The 19,743-nt window shown below is 39.9% G+C and carries 21 protein-coding genes and 1 CRISPR repeat array; all 21 genes read left to right on the top strand.

The window, feature by feature from the left end:
- Positions 1 to 10: 10 nt before the first annotated feature.
- A CRISPR array of direct repeats spans positions 11 to 373; the repeat unit is 36 nt; unit sequence GTTTTAGAGCTGTGCTGTTTCGAATGGTTCCAAAAC.
- Positions 374 to 541: 168 nt separating this feature from the next.
- The 21 genes from lepA to BTR42_RS08220 all read left to right on the top strand — a co-directional run bounded on the left by lepA (position 542) and on the right by BTR42_RS08220 (position 19,743).
- A complete protein-coding gene (gene lepA / locus BTR42_RS08315; protein WP_077497292.1) occupies positions 542 to 2,377 on the top strand; it encodes a translation elongation factor 4 in 1,836 nt (611 codons plus the stop codon).
- Positions 2,378 to 2,598: 221 nt separating this feature from the next.
- Entirely contained in the window at positions 2,599 to 3,882 is a 1,284-nt protein-coding gene (gene aroA, locus BTR42_RS08310; RefSeq protein WP_077497290.1) for a 3-phosphoshikimate 1-carboxyvinyltransferase, read from the top strand.
- On the top strand, positions 3,875 to 4,351 hold the full coding sequence (locus BTR42_RS08305; protein WP_014294902.1) for a shikimate kinase: 477 nt from the start codon (positions 3,875 to 3,877) through the stop codon (positions 4,349 to 4,351). Before aroA ends, BTR42_RS08305 begins: the two co-directional genes overlap by 8 nt.
- Positions 4,348 to 5,172, top strand: coding sequence for a prephenate dehydratase (pheA, locus tag BTR42_RS08300; protein WP_077497288.1), 825 nt, complete (start codon positions 4,348 to 4,350; stop codon positions 5,170 to 5,172). Before BTR42_RS08305 ends, pheA begins: the two co-directional genes overlap by 4 nt.
- An 86-nt stretch (positions 5,173 to 5,258) precedes the next feature.
- Entirely contained in the window at positions 5,259 to 6,701 is a 1,443-nt protein-coding gene (locus tag BTR42_RS08295; protein WP_077497286.1) for an LCP family protein, read from the top strand.
- Between the two features lie 158 nt (positions 6,702 to 6,859).
- A complete protein-coding gene (gene mazE / locus BTR42_RS08290; protein WP_009854526.1) occupies positions 6,860 to 7,093 on the top strand; it encodes a type II toxin-antitoxin system PemI/MazE family antitoxin in 234 nt (77 codons plus the stop codon).
- On the top strand, positions 7,090 to 7,485 hold the full coding sequence (locus BTR42_RS08285; protein WP_061459083.1) for a type II toxin-antitoxin system death-on-curing family toxin: 396 nt from the start codon (positions 7,090 to 7,092) through the stop codon (positions 7,483 to 7,485). Before mazE ends, BTR42_RS08285 begins: the two co-directional genes overlap by 4 nt.
- A gap of 190 nt (positions 7,486 to 7,675) precedes the next feature.
- The gene (gene rlmD / locus BTR42_RS08280) at positions 7,676 to 9,037 is read left to right on the top strand and encodes a 23S rRNA (uracil(1939)-C(5))-methyltransferase RlmD (RefSeq protein WP_077497284.1); all 1,362 of its coding nucleotides are present in this window, start codon (positions 7,676 to 7,678) and stop codon (positions 9,035 to 9,037) included.
- Positions 9,038 to 9,248: 211 nt separating this feature from the next.
- A complete protein-coding gene (locus BTR42_RS12530; protein WP_099046290.1) occupies positions 9,249 to 9,422 on the top strand; it encodes a hypothetical protein in 174 nt (57 codons plus the stop codon).
- Positions 9,419 to 10,237 (top strand): replication initiator protein A, encoded by an 819-nt coding sequence (locus tag BTR42_RS08275; protein WP_077497282.1) that lies wholly within the window; start codon positions 9,419 to 9,421, stop codon positions 10,235 to 10,237. Before BTR42_RS12530 ends, BTR42_RS08275 begins: the two co-directional genes overlap by 4 nt.
- A 148-nt stretch (positions 10,238 to 10,385) precedes the next feature.
- Positions 10,386 to 11,741 carry a DNA (cytosine-5-)-methyltransferase gene (gene dcm / locus BTR42_RS08270; RefSeq protein ID WP_077497280.1) on the top strand — a complete coding sequence of 452 codons (1,356 nt, stop codon included), beginning with the start codon at positions 10,386 to 10,388 and terminating at the stop codon, positions 11,739 to 11,741.
- Positions 11,725 to 12,153: a hypothetical protein gene (locus BTR42_RS08265; protein ID WP_077497278.1), complete on the top strand. Its 429-nt coding sequence runs from the start codon at positions 11,725 to 11,727 to the stop codon at positions 12,151 to 12,153. The genes dcm and BTR42_RS08265 overlap by 17 nt, the downstream gene beginning before the upstream one ends.
- A 10-nt stretch (positions 12,154 to 12,163) precedes the next feature.
- The gene (locus tag BTR42_RS08260) at positions 12,164 to 12,547 is read left to right on the top strand and encodes a thioredoxin domain-containing protein (RefSeq protein WP_077497276.1); all 384 of its coding nucleotides are present in this window, start codon (positions 12,164 to 12,166) and stop codon (positions 12,545 to 12,547) included.
- Between the two features lie 8 nt (positions 12,548 to 12,555).
- On the top strand, positions 12,556 to 12,789 hold the full coding sequence (locus BTR42_RS08255; protein WP_077497274.1) for a transcriptional regulator: 234 nt from the start codon (positions 12,556 to 12,558) through the stop codon (positions 12,787 to 12,789).
- 2 nt (positions 12,790 to 12,791) lie between these two features.
- A complete protein-coding gene (locus BTR42_RS08250; RefSeq protein ID WP_077497272.1) occupies positions 12,792 to 13,376 on the top strand; it encodes a CPBP family intramembrane glutamic endopeptidase in 585 nt (194 codons plus the stop codon).
- 76 nt (positions 13,377 to 13,452) lie between these two features.
- Positions 13,453 to 13,941, top strand: a complete 489-nt coding sequence (locus BTR42_RS08245) for a hypothetical protein (RefSeq protein ID WP_077497270.1) — start codon at positions 13,453 to 13,455, stop codon at positions 13,939 to 13,941.
- Complete coding sequence (locus BTR42_RS08240; protein ID WP_077497268.1) at positions 13,941 to 15,758, top strand: VirD4-like conjugal transfer protein, CD1115 family; 1,818 nt, start codon at positions 13,941 to 13,943, stop codon at positions 15,756 to 15,758. The genes BTR42_RS08245 and BTR42_RS08240 overlap by 1 nt, the downstream gene beginning before the upstream one ends.
- Before the next feature lie 17 nt (positions 15,759 to 15,775).
- Positions 15,776 to 16,018, top strand: a complete 243-nt coding sequence (locus tag BTR42_RS08235) for a hypothetical protein (RefSeq protein ID WP_001072182.1) — start codon at positions 15,776 to 15,778, stop codon at positions 16,016 to 16,018.
- Between the two features lie 18 nt (positions 16,019 to 16,036).
- Complete coding sequence (locus BTR42_RS08230) at positions 16,037 to 16,891, top strand: VirB6/TrbL-like conjugal transfer protein, CD1112 family (protein WP_099046289.1); 855 nt, start codon at positions 16,037 to 16,039, stop codon at positions 16,889 to 16,891.
- 190 nt (positions 16,892 to 17,081) lie between these two features.
- Complete coding sequence (locus BTR42_RS08225) at positions 17,082 to 17,435, top strand: PrgI family protein (protein WP_012775123.1); 354 nt, start codon at positions 17,082 to 17,084, stop codon at positions 17,433 to 17,435.
- Positions 17,392 to 19,743: a VirB4-like conjugal transfer ATPase, CD1110 family gene (locus BTR42_RS08220; RefSeq protein WP_077497266.1), complete on the top strand. Its 2,352-nt coding sequence runs from the start codon at positions 17,392 to 17,394 to the stop codon at positions 19,741 to 19,743. Before BTR42_RS08225 ends, BTR42_RS08220 begins: the two co-directional genes overlap by 44 nt.

The raw sequence follows: 19,743 nt of genomic DNA, 5'->3' as shown, positions 1-19,743 counted from the left end.
GGTCCACGAGGTTTTAGAGCTGTGCTGTTTCGAATGGTTCCAAAACCGAGCTGCTTGGACAGCCACTCGGTGGTCTGTTTTAGAGCTGTGCTGTTTCGAATGGTTCCAAAACCGCAGCAAGCCCGAGGTGCTTGCGACCCAGGTTTTAGAGCTGTGCTGTTTCGAATGGTTCCAAAACTGTTTGTTTTTCATTTTACGCAACGATTTGTTTTAGAGCTGTGCTGTTTCGAATGGTTCCAAAACTGTTTGTTTTTCATTTTACGCAACGATTTGTTTTAGAGCTGTGCTGTTTCGAATGGTTCCAAAACTGTTTGTTTTTCATTTTACGCAACGATTTGTTTTAGAGCTGTGCTGTTTCGAATGGTTCCAAAACTCACCAATTTCAAATCCGTCTCATCACTTGGTTTTAGAGCTGTGCTGTTTATTTTAGCATCTTATGATGCTTTTTTCTTTTCTTGAAATGACTTCTAAAACTTTTTATAGCAACGTTTCTGTTTATCTGTTATAATAGAAATAATGATTAATTGTATAGGATTGTAAGATGGATATTCAAGAATTAAAAAAACGACAAGAGAAGATTCGTAATTTCTCTATCATTGCACATATTGACCACGGGAAGTCAACTTTGGCTGACCGTATTTTGGAAAAAACAGAGACGGTTTCTAGTCGTGAAATGCAAGCTCAACTCTTGGATAGCATGGATTTGGAGCGTGAGCGTGGTATCACGATTAAGCTTAATGCGATTGAGTTGAACTACACGGCTAAAGACGGTGAAACCTACATTTTCCACTTGATTGACACCCCAGGACACGTTGACTTTTCATATGAAGTGTCACGTTCTTTGGCGGCTTGTGAGGGGGCAATTTTGGTTGTCGATGCGGCACAAGGTATCGAAGCTCAAACCCTTGCCAATGTTTACCTAGCCCTTGATAATGATTTGGAAATTCTGCCAGTTATCAATAAAATTGATTTGCCAGCAGCAGATCCAGAGCGTGTGCGTCAAGAAATCGAAGATGTGATTGGTCTTGATGCTTCAGAGGCTGTGCTTGCTTCAGCGAAAGCAGGTATCGGGATTGAAGAAATCCTTGAACAAATTGTCGAGTACGTGCCAGCGCCAGCAGGAGATGTTGAAGCACCGCTTCAAGCGCTTATCTTTGACTCTGTTTATGATGCTTACCGCGGGGTTATTCTGCAAGTTCGTATCGTTAATGGTATGGTAAAACCTGGTGATAAGATTCAATTGATGTCAAATGGTAAAACGTTTGATGTTACAGAAGTTGGTATCTTCACGCCGAAAGCTGTTGGACGTGATTTCTTAGCAACTGGTGATGTTGGTTATATCGCAGCGTCAATCAAGACAGTTGCTGATACCCGTGTGGGTGATACAGTAACTCTTGCTGAAAATCCAGCAGAAGCACCGCTTCATGGTTACAAACAAATGAACCCAATGGTATTTGCTGGTCTTTACCCAATCGAATCAAATAAATACAATGACCTCCGTGAAGCGCTTGAAAAATTGCAATTGAACGATGCTAGTCTCCAATTCGAGCCTGAAACATCACAAGCTCTTGGCTTTGGTTTCCGTTGTGGTTTCCTTGGTTTGCTTCACATGGACGTTATCCAAGAACGTTTGGAACGTGAATTCAACATTGATTTGATTATGACAGCGCCATCCGTTGTTTACCATGTTAACACGACTGACGGCGAAATGCTTGAGGTGTCAAATCCGTCTGAATTCCCAGACCCAACTAAGGTTGCAAGTATCGAAGAACCATATGTGAAAGCACAAATCATGGTTCCGCAAGAATTTGTCGGAGCAGTTATGGAACTTGCCCAACGCAAACGTGGCGACTTCGTGACAATGGATTACATTGATGAAAATCGTGTCAATGTCATTTACCAGATTCCGCTTGCTGAAATTGTCTTTGATTTCTTTGATAAATTGAAATCATCAACACGTGGTTATGCAAGTTTTGATTACGAAATTTCAGAATACCGTAAATCAAAATTGGTTAAAATGGATATTCTCCTTAACGGTGATAAAGTTGATGCGCTCAGCTTCATTGTTCACAGCGAATTTGCCTACGAACGTGGTAAATTAATCGTTGAAAAACTCAAGAAAATCATTCCACGTCAACAATTCGAAGTGCCAATTCAAGCAGCTATCGGTCAAAAAATCGTTGCACGCTCAGATATCAAAGCCCTTCGTAAAAACGTGCTTGCTAAATGTTATGGTGGTGACGTTTCTCGTAAACGTAAATTGCTTGAAAAACAAAAAGCAGGTAAAAAACGTATGAAAGCTATCGGTTCTGTTGAAGTGCCACAAGAAGCCTTCTTGTCAGTGCTTTCAATGGATGACGATAACAGTAAAAAATAAAACGATTAAACAGCTGAAAGTTTTTCTTTCAGTTGTTTTTTTGAGAAATTTTAATGCTTCGAGCTAAAGTGAGAAAGAGGTTTTGGGGCGAAATGTCTTTGTTTTGAGATAGTTTCATAATGAATTTGCAAGCTTTTGTTAAGAGTAATTTTAGAGAACTGTTCAAATTTTCAGTTATTTTATGGTACAATAGAATTAAAACTATACCATGGGAGAGTTGTATGAAATTACTGACAAATGTGTCACAATTAAAAGGAACTTTGCGAGTTCCTGGAGATAAGTCAATCAGTCACCGTTCAATTATGTTCGGCAGTCTTGCCAAGGGAACAACAACTGTTCATGATATTTTGCGTGGTGAAGATGTGCTGTCAACAATGCAAGTATTTCGTGATTTAGGGGTTGATATCCAAGACGACGGTAACATCGTAACCATTACAGGTGTTGGCTTTGACGGGCTTAAGGCTCCAAAAAACAAACTAGATATGGGAAATTCAGGAACATCAATCCGCTTGATTTCTGGCGTGTTAGCAGGGCAAGATTTTACGGTTGAAATGTTTGGTGATGACAGTTTGTCAAAACGCCCAATGGACCGCGTGACAATTCCGCTTCGTCAAATGGGAGTTGAAGTGTCAGGGCAAACAGACCGTGATTTGCCACCGCTTACTATGCGTGGTAGCAAAGCGCTTAAACCGATTCATTATCAACTTCCTGTGGCGTCTGCTCAAGTGAAGTCAGCACTCATTTTTGCAGCTTTGCAAGCTGACGGTGAGTCTGTCATCATTGAAAAAGAAAAAACACGCAATCACACAGAAGATATGATTGTCCAGTTTGGTGGCGCAATTGATGTCAATGACAAAGAAATTCGCATCAAAGGTGGTCAAGAATTTACTGGTCAAGATGTGGTTGTCCCAGGTGATATTTCATCAGCGGCTTTCTGGTTAGTCGCAGGGCTCATTGTTCCAAATGCTAAAGTAATCCTTGAAAATGTCGGTATCAATGAAACACGTACTGGTATCATTGATGTTATCAAGGAAATGGGTGGCAAAATGACCATTTCAAACGTTGATGAGATTGCTAAATCAGCAACGATTACCGTTGAAACATCTGAACTTCACAGCGTTGAAATTGGTGGCGAAATCATTCCGCGTTTGATTGATGAATTGCCAATTATCGCTCTTCTTGCCACACAAGCTAATGGTACAACGATTATTCGTGATGCAGAAGAGTTGAAAGTGAAGGAAACAGACCGTATTCAGGTGGTTGCGGATGCTCTTAATGCAATGGGTGCTGACATTACGCCAACAGATGACGGCATGATTATCAAAGGAAAGACACCGCTCCATGGCGCTAAAGTCAATACTTTCGGTGACCACCGTATCGGTATGATGACTGCCATTGCTGCGCTTTTGGTGTCAGACGGAGATGTTGAACTAGAACGAGCAGAAGCGATTAATACAAGCTACCCAAGCTTCTTTAATGATTTGGAGGTACTCTCACGTGGCTAGAATTATTATTGGTTTTATGGGGTCTGGGAAATCAACGATTTCATCATTGTTAGATAAAAATTACATTGATATGGATGCTTTGATTACAGAGCGTATCGGCATGTCAATCGCAGACTTTTTCGCTAAAGAGGGTGAAGCTAAATTCCGTGAAATTGAGTCACAAGTGCTTGCGGAATTGGCTGATTCTGATCAAGTCATTTCAACTGGTGGCGGCGTTGTCATCAATCCGATTAATAGAGAGATTTTAGCAAAAAATCCAGAAACGATTTACCTAAAATCAGACTTTGAAACGCTTTATGACCGCATTGAGCATGATACAGAAAATGTTCGTCCTTTGTTTGTCAACAACAGCAAGGAAGCTTTCAAAGAAATCTTTGACGGTCGCCAAGAAATGTATGAAGCAGCAGCTAATCGTATTATTGACGTAGCTGGTAAAACGCCTGAAGAAATTGTTGAGGAAATCGGATGAAAGTTGGCTATTTAGGACCAAGTGGTTCTTTTACGCATAATGTCGCTGTTAAGGCATTTCCAGAAGCTAATCGCATGCCTTTTGCAAATATCACCGAAGTTATCAAATCTTATGAAGAAGGTTTTGTGGATTATGCCATTATCCCTGTTGAAAATTCAATCGAGGGTTCAGTGCATGAAACGTTGGATTACCTTTTTCATCAAGCTGAAATTGAGGCGATTGCAGAAATCATTCAACCGATTAAACAACAGCTTTTAGCAACAACACAAACAAAGAAAATTGAAAAGATTTTTTCACACCCGCAAGCTATTGCTCAAGGGAAAAAATACATTAAAGCACATTATCCAGCAGCAAAAATTGAGATGACGGCTAGTACGGCTTACGCCGCACGTTTCATTGCCGAACATCCAGAAGAAAACTTTGCTGCCATTGCGCCAGTAGCTGCCGCAAAAGAATATGGTTTGGACATTATTGCCCAAGATATTCAAGAAATGGATGAAAACTACACGCGCTTTTGGGTACTAGGGCATCAAAAACGGTCGTTTGATTTGGCAAAACTCAATCAAAAAGTTTCATTGGCATTGACCTTGCCAGATAACTTGCCTGGTGCGCTTTATAAAGCATTATCTGTTTTTGCTTGGCGTGGCATTGATTTGACCAAAATTGAAAGTCGCCCTCTAAAAACAGCTTTGGGAGAATATTTTTTCATCGTTGATGTTGAAAATAAAAATGATACACTAGTGTCATTTGCACTAGAAGAATTGAGTGTTCTTGGTATTGGCTATAAAATCCTCGGACGTTATGATGTTTACAAACTGTAAAATCCTCTGATTTTTGGTATTTAGGAATTGTTAAGCGCTTGTGCTTGCTCTAGTCTGATGAAAATGGGAAAGATATGGTATGAGATATGGCAAGAAGTAATTTAAGTCGGCACGAAGAATTAAGATACGAATACCTCTTGAGTAATCTTGAGTATTTGAGTGCGCGCGAAAAACAAGAATTTGACTATCTTTACAATAAAAAACAAGCTAGTGAGGTCAGCGAGCCACCACGATCTCAGCCGTCGTCTGCCTATAATGACAATTACTACGATGATTATTATGACGATGCTTATGATAATCAAGTGGATTATTATGATGACGATAACTGGACATCGCAAGGGCTTCCCAAATATCCAGAAGAAAAAAAGCAGCCGAAACGTTCCTTTAGAAGAACGAGCGAGCAGCAGGCAGAGATTCTTCCAACTTATCAAGACAATTATGAGAATTATGATGAGGCATTTTATCAAGAACCCGAACCTGTAACGCCTAAAAAAGCAAAGAAACCCAAAAAGAAGCGTCGCAGAATTCGTATTAAGCGTCTGTTGAAACTTCTTGGTTTCTTGGTGATTCTTGTCATGGCAGGGATGATTTACATGTTTTTCAAAGGCATTAATGATGTTTCAAGTGGTGAGACAAATTACACAGCAGCCGTAACAGAAACATTCAATGGGGAAGATAGCGATGACGGTACTAATATTCTCATTTTAGGAAGTGACCAGCGGATTACGCAAGGGTCTTCGGATGCCCGAACCGATACGATTATGGTGATGAATATTGGCAACAGCGACGGAAAAATTAAATTAGTCAGCTTTATGCGTGATACCTTGGTCAATATTGACGGTGTCAGCTACAATGCTTATTCAAATGACCAAAAATTGAATGTCGCATTTAATATTGGTGAACAAGATGACAACCAAGGGGCAGAACTCATGCGCCAGACGTTGAAAGATAATTTTGATATTAATATCAAATATTATGTCATGGTTGACTTTGAAACCTTTGCAGAAGCCATTGATACCTTGTTCCCAAATGGTGTTGAAATAGACGCCAAATTTGGCACGGTTGACGGTCAAGCAGTTTCGTCTGTTGAAGTTCCTGATGACCTCAATATGCAGGCTGACGGTACTGTTCCAAATCAAACGATTGAAGTTGGAACACAAAAAATGGATGGTCGTACCTTGCTCAATTATGCCCGTTTCCGTAAAGATGATGACGGTGACTATGGTCGGACGCAGCGCCAGCAACAAGTTATTTCTGCCATTATCAACCAGATTAAAGACCCGTCAAAACTCTTTACAGGCTCAGCTGCAATTGGTAAAATCTATGCTTTGACCTCAACGAACATTTCCTATCCATTTCTCCTAAAAGAGGGCTTATCTGTTATCACGAGCGGTCAAGAAGGTATCGAGCAAACAACCATTCCAGCCGAAGGTGACTGGACAGATGACTACGATATGTATGGTGGCTTAGGAATTGCCATTGATTTTGATAAATATCAAGAAGAGTTAAAAGAACTTGGCTTGCGGTAGATATAAAAAAATATTGACCGACATCTTTTAATCAATTAGTTATAGAATAAAATGCATTAGTTTCACTAGTGCGTTTTATTATGCACTTAAAGTTATTATTTGTAATTACTGTAATGTTTTGATATAATGACGCTAATAAAATGAGCGAGGAATGACATATGATTGTTAAGTCAAGAAAACAAGGCAATTCTTTAATGATTACAATCCCTAGCTATCTTAATGTTCCAGAGGGGACAGAGTACGAAGTGAAAGCTTCTGCAAATGGGGAGTTGATTTTTTCACCAGTTGAAAAATCAAAAAGAGAATTTGCAACAAATGAGGACATATCAGCTATAACAGATGATATTTTTAAAGACTATGATGATGTTTTTAAAGAGTTGGTAGATAAATGACAAAATATTTGACAGAAGAACAACTCGTTTCCATTAATAAAATGGTAATAGAAAAATATTCTCCTTTAGAAAATTCAAGACTTGTTAGCCCGTCTGCTTTAAATATGATTGTAAATTTGCCTGAACAATATGTTTTTGGAAAAGAGTTATATCCAACATTAATGGAAAAAGCGACGGTTTTATTTGTTCAGTTGATTAAAAAACATGTTTTTGAGAATGCTAACAAAAGAACAGCAGTATTCGCTTTAGTTGCTTTTTTAAAGTTGAACCAAATAAAATTAATGGTGAGTACGAAGGAATTGGTTGATTTTACGGTTTTGATAGCCACTAATCCATTAACAGATGATAGCTTTAAAGAGTATTGTGAATGGTTAAATGAGCGAGTTGATTGATAAGAGATCTATCAACTGCTAAAACGAGAGATAACGTCTAAATGCATGTTTATGTGAAATAGAAAAGTTGAAAGGTACGTCTTGTAAATATGATATAATAGAGAGGCAGTTAAGCTTCTCTATTTTTATTATGGAGAAAAGAGACCGAGAAATAGAACATTGCCAATTTAGAATTGGCTGAAAGGAAATTATGTTAAGTAAAAATGCTATTGTAGATGCTGAAATCACGGATTTATCACACGAAGGAGCAGGTGTTGCCAAGGTTGACGGTTTCGTCTTTTTTGTTGAAAATGCACTTCCAGGTGAGAAAATCAAAATGCGCGTCTTGAAAGTGAAAAAGAACATCGGATTTGGTAAAGTTGAGGAGTATGTGACAATCTCTGAACACCGCAATCAAGATTTGAATGTGGATTATTTGCGCACAGGAATTGCGGATTTTGGGCATCTTGCATATGCTGAACAGTTAAAATTTAAACGCAAGCAAGTAATGGATAATCTCTATAAAACAGCTGGTATTTCAGATATTGAGGTGTCAGAAACACTTGGTATGGCGCACCCATACGCTTACCGAAATAAAGCACAAGTGCCAGTTCGTCGTGTTAATGGTCAGTTGGAGACAGGATTTTTCCGTAAACATTCGCATGATTTGATGCCGATTTCTGATTATTATATTCAAAACAAAGAAATCGACCGTTTGATTAATTTTACTCGTGATTTGCTTCGCCGTTTTGACCTTAAACCTTATGATGAAAAAGAGCAAACTGGATTGATTCGTAATTTGGTTGTTCGTCGTGGGCATTATTCTGGTGAAATGATGCTGGTCTTTGTGACAACACGCCCAAAAATCTTCCGTATTGAGCAAATCATTGAAAAAATTGTGGCAGAATTTCCAGCGGTTAAATCAATCGTTCAAAATATTAACGATAAAAATACCAATGCGATTTTCGGTAATGAGTTTAAGACATTGTATGGCAAAGATACGATTATTGACAGCATGCTTGGCAATCAATATGAAATTTCTGCTCGTTCATTCTACCAAGTCAATACTGAAATGGCTGAAAGACTTTATCAAACTGCCATTGATTTTTCAGACTTGACGCCTGAAGATATTGTCATTGATGCTTACTCTGGTATTGGAACAATTGGGCTTTCATTTGCCAAAAATGTTAAAGCCGTTTACGGCGTCGAAGTAATTGAAGAAGCTGTGAAAGATGCCAAAAGAAATGCTGCACTAAACGGTATTACCAATGCGCATTATGTCGCTGATTCGGCAGAACATGCTATGGCAACTTGGAGCAAAGACGGCATCAAACCAAGTGTGATTTTGGTTGACCCACCACGCAAAGGCTTGACAGAAAACTTTATCAAAGCCAGCGTTGCCATGCAGCCAGAAAAAATCACTTATATCTCATGTAACCCAGCAACCATGGCGCGTGACATCAAGCTCTATCAAGAACTCGGCTACAAACTCATAAAAGTACAACCAGTTGATTTGTTTCCGAATACGCATCACGTCGAGTGCGTAGTGTTGCTACAACGAAGCAACGGGTGAAAATCCTTTATTTTAAGCACTTTTTCAAGCATTTTGTGTTTATTGAAAAGAGTGATTTTGACATAAAAAAGGTGCAAAAAAAGTACATTGATGTGAACGTCTGTTTGGATGTCGACTGCGTAGACAAAATATAGATACGTCATAAAATATATTAGTTCAGCGAGAACATTTTAATAAGTGTTCTCGCCTTTTTTATTTTCAGGAGGAATTCATGCAAAAGAAAGAACAATCATCACGTCAAATCGTGATGTGTCATCTCGTGACTATTTTGGGAGTTGATATTGAGAAAGCAACTCAGCTAGTAGATGAAATGGAACAAGTAGGTTTAATCCGATTTGATGAATTCGGAAATGTTGGACTTTTAGTCTTGGAGGGACAATCATGAAACGTATTACTGCTAATCAATATCAGACATCAGAGCGTTATTATAAACTCCCAAAAGTCTTGTTTGAAAGTGAACGTTATAAGGATATGAAGCTGGAGGTTAAGGTGGCTTACGCGGTTTTAAAAGATCGGTTGGAGTTGTCTTTGAGTAAAGGTTGGATTGATGAAGATGGGGCTATTTTCTTGATTTATTCCAATTCAAATCTGATGGCACTTTTAGGTTGTTCAAAGTCTAAATTACTTTCTATTAAGAAAACCTTACGTGAATATGGCTTAATTGATGAAGTCCAACAGTCCTCTAGTGAAAAAGGTCGAATGGCAAATAAAATTTACTTGGGGGAATTAGAACATGAACCTAACCCAGTCTTAGATTCAAACGGGGCTAGTGTTAAAAAAACACCAGGGGGGTCTCAAAGAAAGACGGGGCCAGTCTTAAATTCAGCCCCTAGTGAGACTGAAGGAAGTAAGACTAAATATAGTGAAACTGAAGGGAGTGATTTCATTATTGAGGACGAGGAGGAGAGGCAGCTAGTAGATGGAAAACAAGAAGAAAACTTTTCTTCAAAAGTCGATGCCGTGACCAAGTACGATCGAGACTATATTTGGGGTTTGGTTCATGACCAGTTAAGACAGACAGGTCTATCTCAGTCGGCTAGTGACTATGCCATGATCTATTTTAGTGAGCGTTATCAGTATGCTTTAGAACATATGAGATTTGCTCGGTCAGCGGAAGTGATAGCTGAATATGTGTTCAATGGAGTGCTATCAGAGTGGACCAAGCAACTGAGACGACAAGAAGCAAAGGGAGGTGATTAAGATGATTTGGTGGATACTAGGTGGAATCTATCTGATTTCTATCATCATATTGATTGTTGAAATCATCCGTGCACCTGAAATGGATGATCATATATAGGCAAGAGTTTTGCAAGTGTAAGGCTCTTTTTTATTTGGAAAGAGAGGAAAAATGAAATTTTTAGATTTATTTGCTGGGATAGGTGGTTTTAGGTTAGGAATGGAATCACAGGGACATGAGTGTTTGGGCTTTTGTGAAATTGATAAATTCGCTAGAACATCCTACAAAGCCATGTTTAACACAGAAGGAGAAATAGAATACCATGACATTAAAGAGGTCACAGACCATGACTTTAGACAATTTAGAGGGCAAGTGGATGTTATCTGCGGGGGATTTCCTTGCCAAGCTTTTTCACTCGCAGGAAGACGACTGGGATTTGAAGATACTCGAGGGACTCTCTTTTTTGAGATTGCTCGAGCGGCCAAACAAATCCAACCACGTTTTCTATTTTTGGAAAACGTCAAAGGCCTACTCAATCACGACAAGGGACGGACGTTCTCCACAATCCTCTCCACGCTGGATGAATTGGGGTATGATGTCGAATGGCAGGTGCTTAACAGTAAGGACTTCCAAGTCCCGCAAAACAGAGAACGGGTCTTTATTATCGGACATTCTAGAAGATTCCGTTCCAGATTCTTATTTCCTCTCAGAGGAGAAGACAGCCCAGCTCATCTTGAAAGGATAGGAAATATCAATCCCTCTAAACGTGGTTTGAATGGTGAAGTTTATCTGACGAGTGGACTTGCTCCTACACTAACAAGAGGTAAAGGAGAGGGGGCAAAAATCGCCATTCCAGTCTTAACACCAGATAGACTTGAAAAACGGCAAAATGGGCGTCGCTTTAAAGAAAATCTAGACCCTATGTTTACTTTGACCAGTCAAGATAGACATGGTGTTGTTGTTGCAGGAAATCTGCCGACTAGCTTTGACCAGACTGGAAGAGTATTTGACATTTCTGGCTTGTCACCGACCTTGACCACCATGCAGGGTGGAGATAAGGTGCCAAAAATTTTACTAAGAGAAGAGTTGCCACATTTGAAAATCAAAGAAGCCACAAAAACGGGATATGCAAAGGCAACTCTTGGAGACTCTGTCAATCTGGCTTATCCAGACTCAACCAAACGTAGGGGACGAGTGGGAAAGGGAATATCCAATACCTTGACGACTTCAGATAATATGGGAGTGGTAGTTGCAGCTCTGGAATATCGACAGGATAAGTGGTATGAAGTCACAGGCATTGTCTTAGAGGGGAAACTTTATCGCCTAAGAATTAGACGACTGACACCAAGAGAGTGTTTCAGACTTCAAGGCTTTCCTGATTGGGCTTATGAAAGAGCAGAAAGTGTTTCTAGTAAGAGCCAACTATACAAACAGGCAGGCAATAGCGTGACTGTCACAGTTATTGAAGCCATTGCCAGAGAATTTAGAAGAATAGAAGAGGAAGAAAAACATGAACCTACTACATAAGAAAAGTATCCTAGAGTGTACTGAATTAGAGGAACGTATTCACCAAGTTGAAACCAATCAGCTACTCCAAAAGATATTGTCGCTCCCCAATTTTGATTGTGACTTTGAGGTGACTTTTGAAGATGATTACCACAAAGAGATGAATGATCCCCTATTCTACGAATCCAATCTTCATCGGATATCGGATTTTTTGGAAACTAGGGATATTAAAAATGGTGTAGATACACTATTGACGAAAGACAATCACCTGGCCTTTCGTGCCTTTGGTGAAAATTATACTGCTAGGGGAAAGGAGGGCATATTAACGACTTTGGTGACGGTCAAGTGCTTTGGTGAAGGACGGATGCCCATTGATATGAGTCACTATTTCTCAACTCCTAAACCAACAGTTGAAAATAGCCTAACCCTATAAGGAGGAGCCTATGCTTGAGGTATATCTAGGAAATAATGCCAGTACAAATCAAGACTTACTAACCATTTTGACAACTTATGGTGTGGCTTATCGTTGTACAAAAGCGTGTGATGTAAACCGTGAAATCTTACTGTCACTTTTTGCCAAAACCACGGATTGTTTTGAGTTGCTGTCGCCCCGATTTCTTCGCTTTAAGCGTCAATACACCATCAGTTTAAACGAGATGATCCAGCTCATTCTCCAAAAGCCAGACCAAAACCTTCGTCTGCCTCTCATAGTCTGCCAGAATCATGTCTATCCAGCTATTGGGTTAGATGAAGTGCGAACCTTTCTTCCCAGACAGGCAAAAGAAGAGCTGTTTCAGGCCAGCCTGATGAAACAAGTGACAGGGTAGGTGTGAAGATGAATGAACGATTTTGGGACAATTTAGAAATCATTCTGGCAGAAAGAGACCTCACTTGGGCAGAACTAGCTCGCAAAGTATTCAAAGGTCAATATGTCTATCCCAGTGAGTTTAATCGCCTCTATCAAAAATTACGGCATTACAAATCCAATCGTCTGATGCCACAAACAAGATGGGTTGAGCGTATTGTTCTAGTCTTAGATATTGATTATGAAGATTTATTCAAGAGGTGACAATGATAAGGATAGTGTTGTTTTATCTAGCCATACAGCTTAACGGTCTTCTTGTGAGTTTATACCTGCATGACTATATGACGATTAAGGTCTTAATCCTGCTACAAATGCTTCTTTTAGGTGTAGCTTGTCTAGAGATTACTCATCACAAAACTGTTCAAGCAAAAAATATAACCTTACAAAATCGCCTAAGATGGTTGCTTCTTGGCTTTGCGTGTATGGTTGCTTTTGCAGTCTTAATTAGTTTTCTTTTTCCAGTTCAGACTAGGAATCAATCGGTATTAGTTGAAGTAGGAAAGCAGGTTCCACATGTTATCTTTTTATTGTTTCTGGTCAATGCAAGTGTCCTTGAAGAGATTGTTTATAGGCATTTGCTGTGGGAAAAATTGAAACATCCTCTTGTACAAATAGGAGTGACTAGTTTTCTCTTTTCTTTAGTCCATGGACCAAATCAGTTAGGGAGTTGGCTCATGTATAGCTGTCTGGGCTTGACCTTGGCTGTTGTTCGATTAAAAACAGATTGTCAGACGGTAATCGCCTTACATCTTGCTTGGAATATTCTTGTTTATGTAGTGTCTATTCTGTGATACCAAAATCAAGAGTGCTTCCGTATTATGGAAGCACCTTATGTTTGATAGGGAATCGAAAGAAGAGGAGGTCACCATGTCATCTGAACAACAAGAACGTCAAGCGATGCAATACGTAGAAAGAAGTAGTTTATTGACAGTCAGAACCCTCTTAAAGCTCTTAGAGTGGTCAGCTAGGCAAGCCTTAGCTCAAGATTCAGCTTATAAGATTGGAGTTCAGAAACTGGAAGAGCTCCTTCAAAGCCCTTACGCTATTGAAGCGATAGATGTTAGTAAAGACATTTTAGATAAGCCAATTGATGTGGAGAAATTTAAGGAGTTGATGGAGTCAGAAAAACTGCCACTTGCTATTAGTTGGCAAAAAGACTATCTCTACTTTTATGCCAAGGACAAGACCTTGCTTGATCATCACTTGGACGAACTCGTGAAGAAACTGGTGTCTAACCCAGAAAAGTTAGAAGGTCTAACCTTTGATAAAACCTTGGACCAAGAGATAGAACTGGCCAAAGAGAAAATTAGAGTGACAGAACCTTCGGCAGTCAAAACCAAGGAGGTGACCTTGTAATGTATTCCAGGCAAAAAGCATTTGTCTTTGGACTCTTGGGTCTTGCTTTTGGCTATTTCTGTCACCGTCTAACCCTACTCTATGATAGTCTAACCAATGCCCCACCTATGGAACGATTAGCCTACATCTTAGGAGAAGGGCTAAATCAAGTCTTCAATCCTTTATGGCTTTTTACTTTTACTCAAAAATCTCTTCTTGCCTTTATCCTTGGGATTCTAACGATGACACTAGTCTATCTTTATGTATCGACAGGACAGAAGGTCTATCGAGAAGGGGAAGAATACGGTTCTGCCCGATTTGGAACCAGTAAGGAAAAGCGGAACTTTTACAGTAAGAACCCTTTCAATGACACGATTTTGGCTCGTGATGTTCGTCTAACCTTGTTGGAAAAGAAGAAGCCCCAGTTTGACCGAAATAAAAACTTGATTGTCATTGGGGGTTCTGGGGCAGGCAAGACCTTTCGATTTGTTAAACCCAACCTTATCCAACTAAACTGTTCCAATATTGTCGTAGATCCTAAAGACCATTTGGCTGAGAAGACAGGTAAACTCTTTTTAGAAAACGGTTATCAGGTCAAGGTTTTAGACTTGGTTAATATGACCAATTCAGACGGTTTTAATCCCTTTCGTTATGTAGAAACAGAGAATGATTTGAACCGCATGTTAACGGTCTATTTTAACAATACCCGTGGGTCTGGTTCTCGCAGTGATCCATTTTGGGACGAGGCTTCCATGACATTGGTGAGAGCTATTGCCTCTTATTTGGTAGATTTTTACAATCCACCAGGAAGTTCCAAGCAAGAGCAGGAAGCAAGACATAAGCGTGGCTGTTATCCAGCCTTTTCTGAGATTGGGAAACTCATCAAACTCTTATCAAAGGGAGATAATCAGGACAAAAGTGTACTTGAAGTCTTGTTTGAAGACTATGCTAAGAAATATGGTCACGAGAACTTTACCATGAGAAACTGGGCAGATTTTCAAAACTATAAGGATAAGACCTTGGATTCGGTGATTGCGGTCACAACAGCTAAATTTGCCCTTTTTAATATTCAATCGGTGATTGATTTGACGCAAAGAGACACTATGGATTTGAAAACGTGGGGCACTCAAAAGACCATGGTCTATCTTGTTATTCCAGACAATGATACGACCTTTCGTTTTCTATCTGCTTTATTTTTCTCTACAGTTTTCTCCACCTTGACCAGGCAGGCTGATGTTGACTTTAAAGGGCAACTGCCGATTCATGTTAGAAGCTATCTGGATGAGTTTGCAAATGTCGGAGAAATCCCAGACTTTGCCGAACAAACCTCAACAGTTCGCTCTAGGAACATGAGTCTAGTTCCAATCTTGCAAAATATTGCTCAACTCCAAGGACTTTATAAGGAAAAAGAGGCTTGGAAAACTATACTGGGGAACTGTGACAGCCTCCTCTATTTGGGTGGAAATGACGAGGAAACTTTCAAATTCATGAGTGGTCTTCTAGGTAAACAAACCATTGATGTCAGAAGCACCAGTCGTTCATTTGGGCAGAATGGCTCAAGTTCTACCTCTCACCAGAAAATTGCCCGTGACTTGATGACAGCAGATGAAGTAGGAAATATGAAACGAGATGAGTGCCTCGTACGAATTGCAGGAGTGCCAGTATTTAGATCAAAGAAATATTTTCCACTCAAACATAAGAATTGGAAATGGCTTGCAGATAAGGAATCTGATGAACGCTGGTGGCACTACCACATCAATCCCCTAATCACTGAGGAAGAGATAGATTTGTCAGGCCATACAATAAGGGATTTAAGCACAGAAACGTCACTACATTAATAGAAATGAGGAAAAATATGAATCAAAAACTAACAGGCTTTGTTTACGGAGTGGACGCCAGCTCCATGTTCTCCCAAGCCATGTCTCTATTACAAAAAGGCTTAATTGCAGTAGGAGCCTTTCTTGTTGTCATGGGTATTATCAACCTTTCAACCAACATAAAAGATGGAGGTCCAGGTGTCCGAAATGCCATTCTAGAAATTGTTGGTGGGGTAATGGTGGGTGCCGCTGGTGCTTTTGTAACACAGATTACCATTTAGAGGAGGTCAGAACATGACATGATGATGAATTTTACGTCACCTTTTGTATTTTTAGCCTCTGAAAAAGTATCTAGCGATAGTCTTTTTGAAGGTTTTCAAGTGGATTTAGAATCAACCGCCAACTTGATTAAGTCACTAGCGGACTTTAATCCGACGGTGTGGTCTTACATGACAGCCGTTACCAAGGGGATTATGCAGCCATTGGGAGTAGCTATTCTTGCGGTTGTTCTCGTACTCGAATTCTCAAAAATGGCCAAGAAAATCGCCAACTCAGGTGGTGCGATGACCTTTGAAGCCATAGCACCTATGATTGTCAGCTACATTATGGTCGCGGTCGTGATTACCAATACGACGGTTATTGTGGAAGCCATTATTGCCATTGCCTCTTATGTTATTGAACAAGTGGCAGGGCTTGTCACAAATGGTGGTGCTAGTTACGATACTATCTCAGGCATCAAGGGTTCTGGAATTGTAGGAAAAATGATTATTGGCTTTTTTGCGATTCTCATTTGGTTGGTGCGAATGGCCAGTATCATGGTTGTCAATATCTTGATTACCATTCGCTTTATCCAACTTTATCTAATGATTCCTTTTGCCCCTGTAACTATTCCAACCTTCCTCAGTGATGACTGGAGAAGTGTTGGGATTGGCTACCTTAAGAACATCATGGTCTATGCCGTTCAAGGTATTTTGATTTTTCTAATCGTATCTCTTGTTCCCTTGTTTGAATCTGCTGGAAAGATTGCCGTATCAAATGGAGCTGGAGTTATGGAATCACTCGCCATTATGTTTGGTGGCTTGGTACAGGCCATCTTGTTAATCATTGCCTTAGTTGGCAGTCAACGAACCGCCCGAAGTATTTTGGGGATGTGAGAGTAGGACAGGAATCGGAACTGCTTTGCAGTCGATTACGTCGTCCTACCTCCGCAAGGACGACTAGAACTGTCATAGCTAGGAACTAGCGTAGAGAGTTCAGACGTCTACTGCGTCAAAATCATGAAGCAATTCAAACTGGACTGAGATTTTCATCTTAGTCCTTTTATCAAAGAAGGAGCTATTATTTATGAACACTCGTGTCTTTAAGGACATCTCAAAGGTTCAACACAGGGCATGGTTAGGATTTACAACCAGACAGGTTATTTTTGTATTTCCAGCCGTCGCCATAACCATTTTGGTATTGGGCTTGAACCTATTTTACTGGCAATTTGGGGATTGGTTTGTCTATGGCTTTGTTTTTAGCTTTACCATTCCACTCATGTTATTTGGGGTTTACCGACCCAATGATTTACCATTTGAAATCTACCTAAAGTACCGATTTCATTATGAACTGACAGTACCAGATCGTACATTTACTGGAAGAAAAGGAGACCAACGTGAAAAAATTAAAACACTCAATGAAACCAAAGACCTCTTCTAATGACAAAAAGCAAAAGACGAAAACACAGAAACAGGAAATCAGCCCTTCTACCGTAAATACGTTAGCCTATCAAGGGCTTTTTCAGAATGGCCTTATGCAGGTCAGTCCAAGTTATTTCTCACAAACCTATCTCTTAGGAGATGTCAATTATCAAACAGTTGGCTTAGATGATAAAGGAGCTATTGTTGAGAAATATTCTGATTTAATCAATTCACTGGATGATAAGACCAATTTCCAACTGACCATTTTCAATAAAAAGGTCAATCTGGAAAAATTCCGTAAGAGTATTCTCTATCCCTTACAGGAAGATGGGTTTGATGCTTATCGTGATGAATTAAATCGCATGATGAATGCCAACTTAGAGGCGGGTGAAAACAACTTTTCGGCTGTCAAGTTTCTTTCATTTGGCAAGAGCGACCAAACACCAAAACTAGCTTTTCGTTCTCTGTCGCAAATTGGGGAATATTTCAAGAGTGGCTTTTCAGAGATTGATGTATCTCTTGGTCTGCTTGGTGGAGAGGAGCGAGTGAATGTCCTTGCGGATATGTTGCGAGGTGAAAATCATTTACCGTTCTCTTACAAGGATTTGACCCTCTCAGGTCAATCCACCAAACACTTTATTGCCCCACCCTACCTTTCCTTTAAACACAAGAATCATATTGAATTGGACGATAGATTATTACAGATTGTCTATGTTCGTGACTATGGTATGGAGCTAGGGGATAAATTTATTAGAGACCTGATGCAGTCAGATTTGGAAGTGATGATTAGCCTACATGCTAAAGGCTCCACCAAGTCTGAAACCATGACCAAGCTGCGAACCAAGAAAACCTTGATGGAATCGCAAAAGATTGGGGAACAACAAAAGATGGCTCGGACAGGCATCTATTTGGAGAAGGTCGGCTATGTTCTTGAAAACAATATCGATGAAGCAGAAGCTCTTCTTCAAACCATGACCCAAACAGGAGATAAACTGTTTGACACTGTATTTCTAATTGGCGTGCTGGCAGATACTGAAGACCAACTCAAACAATCTCTTGATATTATCAAGCAAGTGGCGGGGTCAAATGATATGATTATTGACAACTTGACCTACATGCAAGAAGCTGCTTTTAATAGTCTCTTGCCATTTGGGAAGAACTATCTCGAAGGAGTTTCTCGTTCTCTATTGACTTCAAACATTGCCGTGAATGCACCTTGGACTTCCGTTGATATTCAGGACAAGGGTGGGAAATTTTATGGCATCAATCAGATTTCAAGTAATATCATCAGTATTGACCGTGGCAAGTTAAATACACCGTCAGGTTTGATTTTAGGGACTTCTGGAGCTGGCAAAGGGATGGCGACAAAACATGAAATCATCTCTACTAAGCTTAAGGAAGCAGATAGTGATACCGAAATTATTATAGTTGACCCAGAAAATGAGTACAGTATTATCGGTCAAGCCTTTGGTGGGGAAAGTATTGATATTGCCCCAGATTCCACAACGTTTTTAAATGTTCTCGATCTATCAGATGAGAATATGGATGATGATCCGGTCAAGGTCAAGTCAGAATTTCTCTTGTCCTGGATTGGGAAGCTCTTGGACCGTAAAATGGATGGTCGTGAGAAGTCCTTGATTGACCGTGTGACGAGACTTACCTATAAGCATTTTGACACACCGTCCTTGGTCGAATGGGTCTTTGTCTTATCTCAACAACCTGAACAGGAAGCTAAGGACTTGGCACTGGATATGGAACTCTATGTGGAAGGGTCGCTGGATATTTTCTCACATCGAACCAATATCAAAACTGACAGTCATTTCCTGATTTACAATGTCAAAAAGTTAGGCGATGAATTAAAACAAATTGCCCTCATGGTTATCTTTGACCAAATTTGGAATCGTGTGGTCAAAAACCAAAAGCTAGGGAAGAAGACCTGGATTTACTTTGATGAAATGCAGCTTCTTTTATTGGACAAATATGCGTCTGATTTCTTCTTTAAACTCTGGAGTCGTGTCCGTAAATATGGGGCGATACCGACAGGTATTACTCAAAATGTAGAGACTCTTCTTTTAGATGCCAATGGCAGACGTATTATTGCCAATAGCGAGTTTATGATTCTATTAAAACAGGCTAAGAGCGATCGCGAAGAATTGGTGCATATGCTTGGACTTTCCAAGGAACTGGAGAAATACTTGGTCAATCCTGAAAAAGGGGCAGGCTTAATTAAGGCCGGTTCCACCGTTGTCCCATTCAAGAATAAGATTCCACAAGACACCAAGCTCTTTGACATCATGAGTACGGACCCTGAAAAAATGAGGACATGA

This window comes from Streptococcus gallolyticus subsp. gallolyticus DSM 16831 (assembly GCF_002000985.1).
GTDB classification, from domain to species: domain Bacteria; phylum Bacillota; class Bacilli; order Lactobacillales; family Streptococcaceae; genus Streptococcus; species Streptococcus gallolyticus.
This window is presented reverse-complemented; position numbering and strand designations above follow the sequence as displayed.

Excerpts from the sequence above, each read along its gene's own strand:
- BTR42_RS12530 (WP_099046290.1), top strand. The coding sequence starts at position 9,249 with ATGCAAAAGAAAGAACAATCATCACGTCAAATCGTGATGTGTCATCTC.
- BTR42_RS08295 (WP_077497286.1), top strand. The coding sequence starts at position 5,259 with ATGGCAAGAAGTAATTTAAGTCGGCACGAAGAATTAAGATACGAATAC.
- pheA (WP_077497288.1), top strand. The coding sequence starts at position 4,348 with ATGAAAGTTGGCTATTTAGGACCAAGTGGTTCTTTTACGCATAATGTC.
- BTR42_RS08225 (WP_012775123.1), top strand. The coding sequence starts at position 17,082 with ATGAACACTCGTGTCTTTAAGGACATCTCAAAGGTTCAACACAGGGCA.
- BTR42_RS08230 (WP_099046289.1), top strand. The coding sequence starts at position 16,037 with ATGATGATGAATTTTACGTCACCTTTTGTATTTTTAGCCTCTGAAAAA.
- BTR42_RS08240 (WP_077497268.1), top strand. The coding sequence starts at position 13,941 with ATGTATTCCAGGCAAAAAGCATTTGTCTTTGGACTCTTGGGTCTTGCT.
- lepA (WP_077497292.1), top strand. The coding sequence starts at position 542 with ATGGATATTCAAGAATTAAAAAAACGACAAGAGAAGATTCGTAATTTC.
- BTR42_RS08265 (WP_077497278.1), top strand. The coding sequence starts at position 11,725 with ATGAACCTACTACATAAGAAAAGTATCCTAGAGTGTACTGAATTAGAG.
- aroA (WP_077497290.1), top strand. The coding sequence starts at position 2,599 with ATGAAATTACTGACAAATGTGTCACAATTAAAAGGAACTTTGCGAGTT.
- BTR42_RS08235 (WP_001072182.1), top strand. The coding sequence starts at position 15,776 with ATGAATCAAAAACTAACAGGCTTTGTTTACGGAGTGGACGCCAGCTCC.
- dcm (WP_077497280.1), top strand. The coding sequence starts at position 10,386 with ATGAAATTTTTAGATTTATTTGCTGGGATAGGTGGTTTTAGGTTAGGA.
- rlmD (WP_077497284.1), top strand. The coding sequence starts at position 7,676 with ATGTTAAGTAAAAATGCTATTGTAGATGCTGAAATCACGGATTTATCA.
- BTR42_RS08260 (WP_077497276.1), top strand. The coding sequence starts at position 12,164 with ATGCTTGAGGTATATCTAGGAAATAATGCCAGTACAAATCAAGACTTA.
- BTR42_RS08255 (WP_077497274.1), top strand. The coding sequence starts at position 12,556 with ATGAATGAACGATTTTGGGACAATTTAGAAATCATTCTGGCAGAAAGA.
- mazE (WP_009854526.1), top strand. The coding sequence starts at position 6,860 with ATGATTGTTAAGTCAAGAAAACAAGGCAATTCTTTAATGATTACAATC.
- BTR42_RS08250 (WP_077497272.1), top strand. The coding sequence starts at position 12,792 with ATGATAAGGATAGTGTTGTTTTATCTAGCCATACAGCTTAACGGTCTT.
- BTR42_RS08285 (WP_061459083.1), top strand. The coding sequence starts at position 7,090 with ATGACAAAATATTTGACAGAAGAACAACTCGTTTCCATTAATAAAATG.
- BTR42_RS08245 (WP_077497270.1), top strand. The coding sequence starts at position 13,453 with ATGTCATCTGAACAACAAGAACGTCAAGCGATGCAATACGTAGAAAGA.
- BTR42_RS08275 (WP_077497282.1), top strand. The coding sequence starts at position 9,419 with ATGAAACGTATTACTGCTAATCAATATCAGACATCAGAGCGTTATTAT.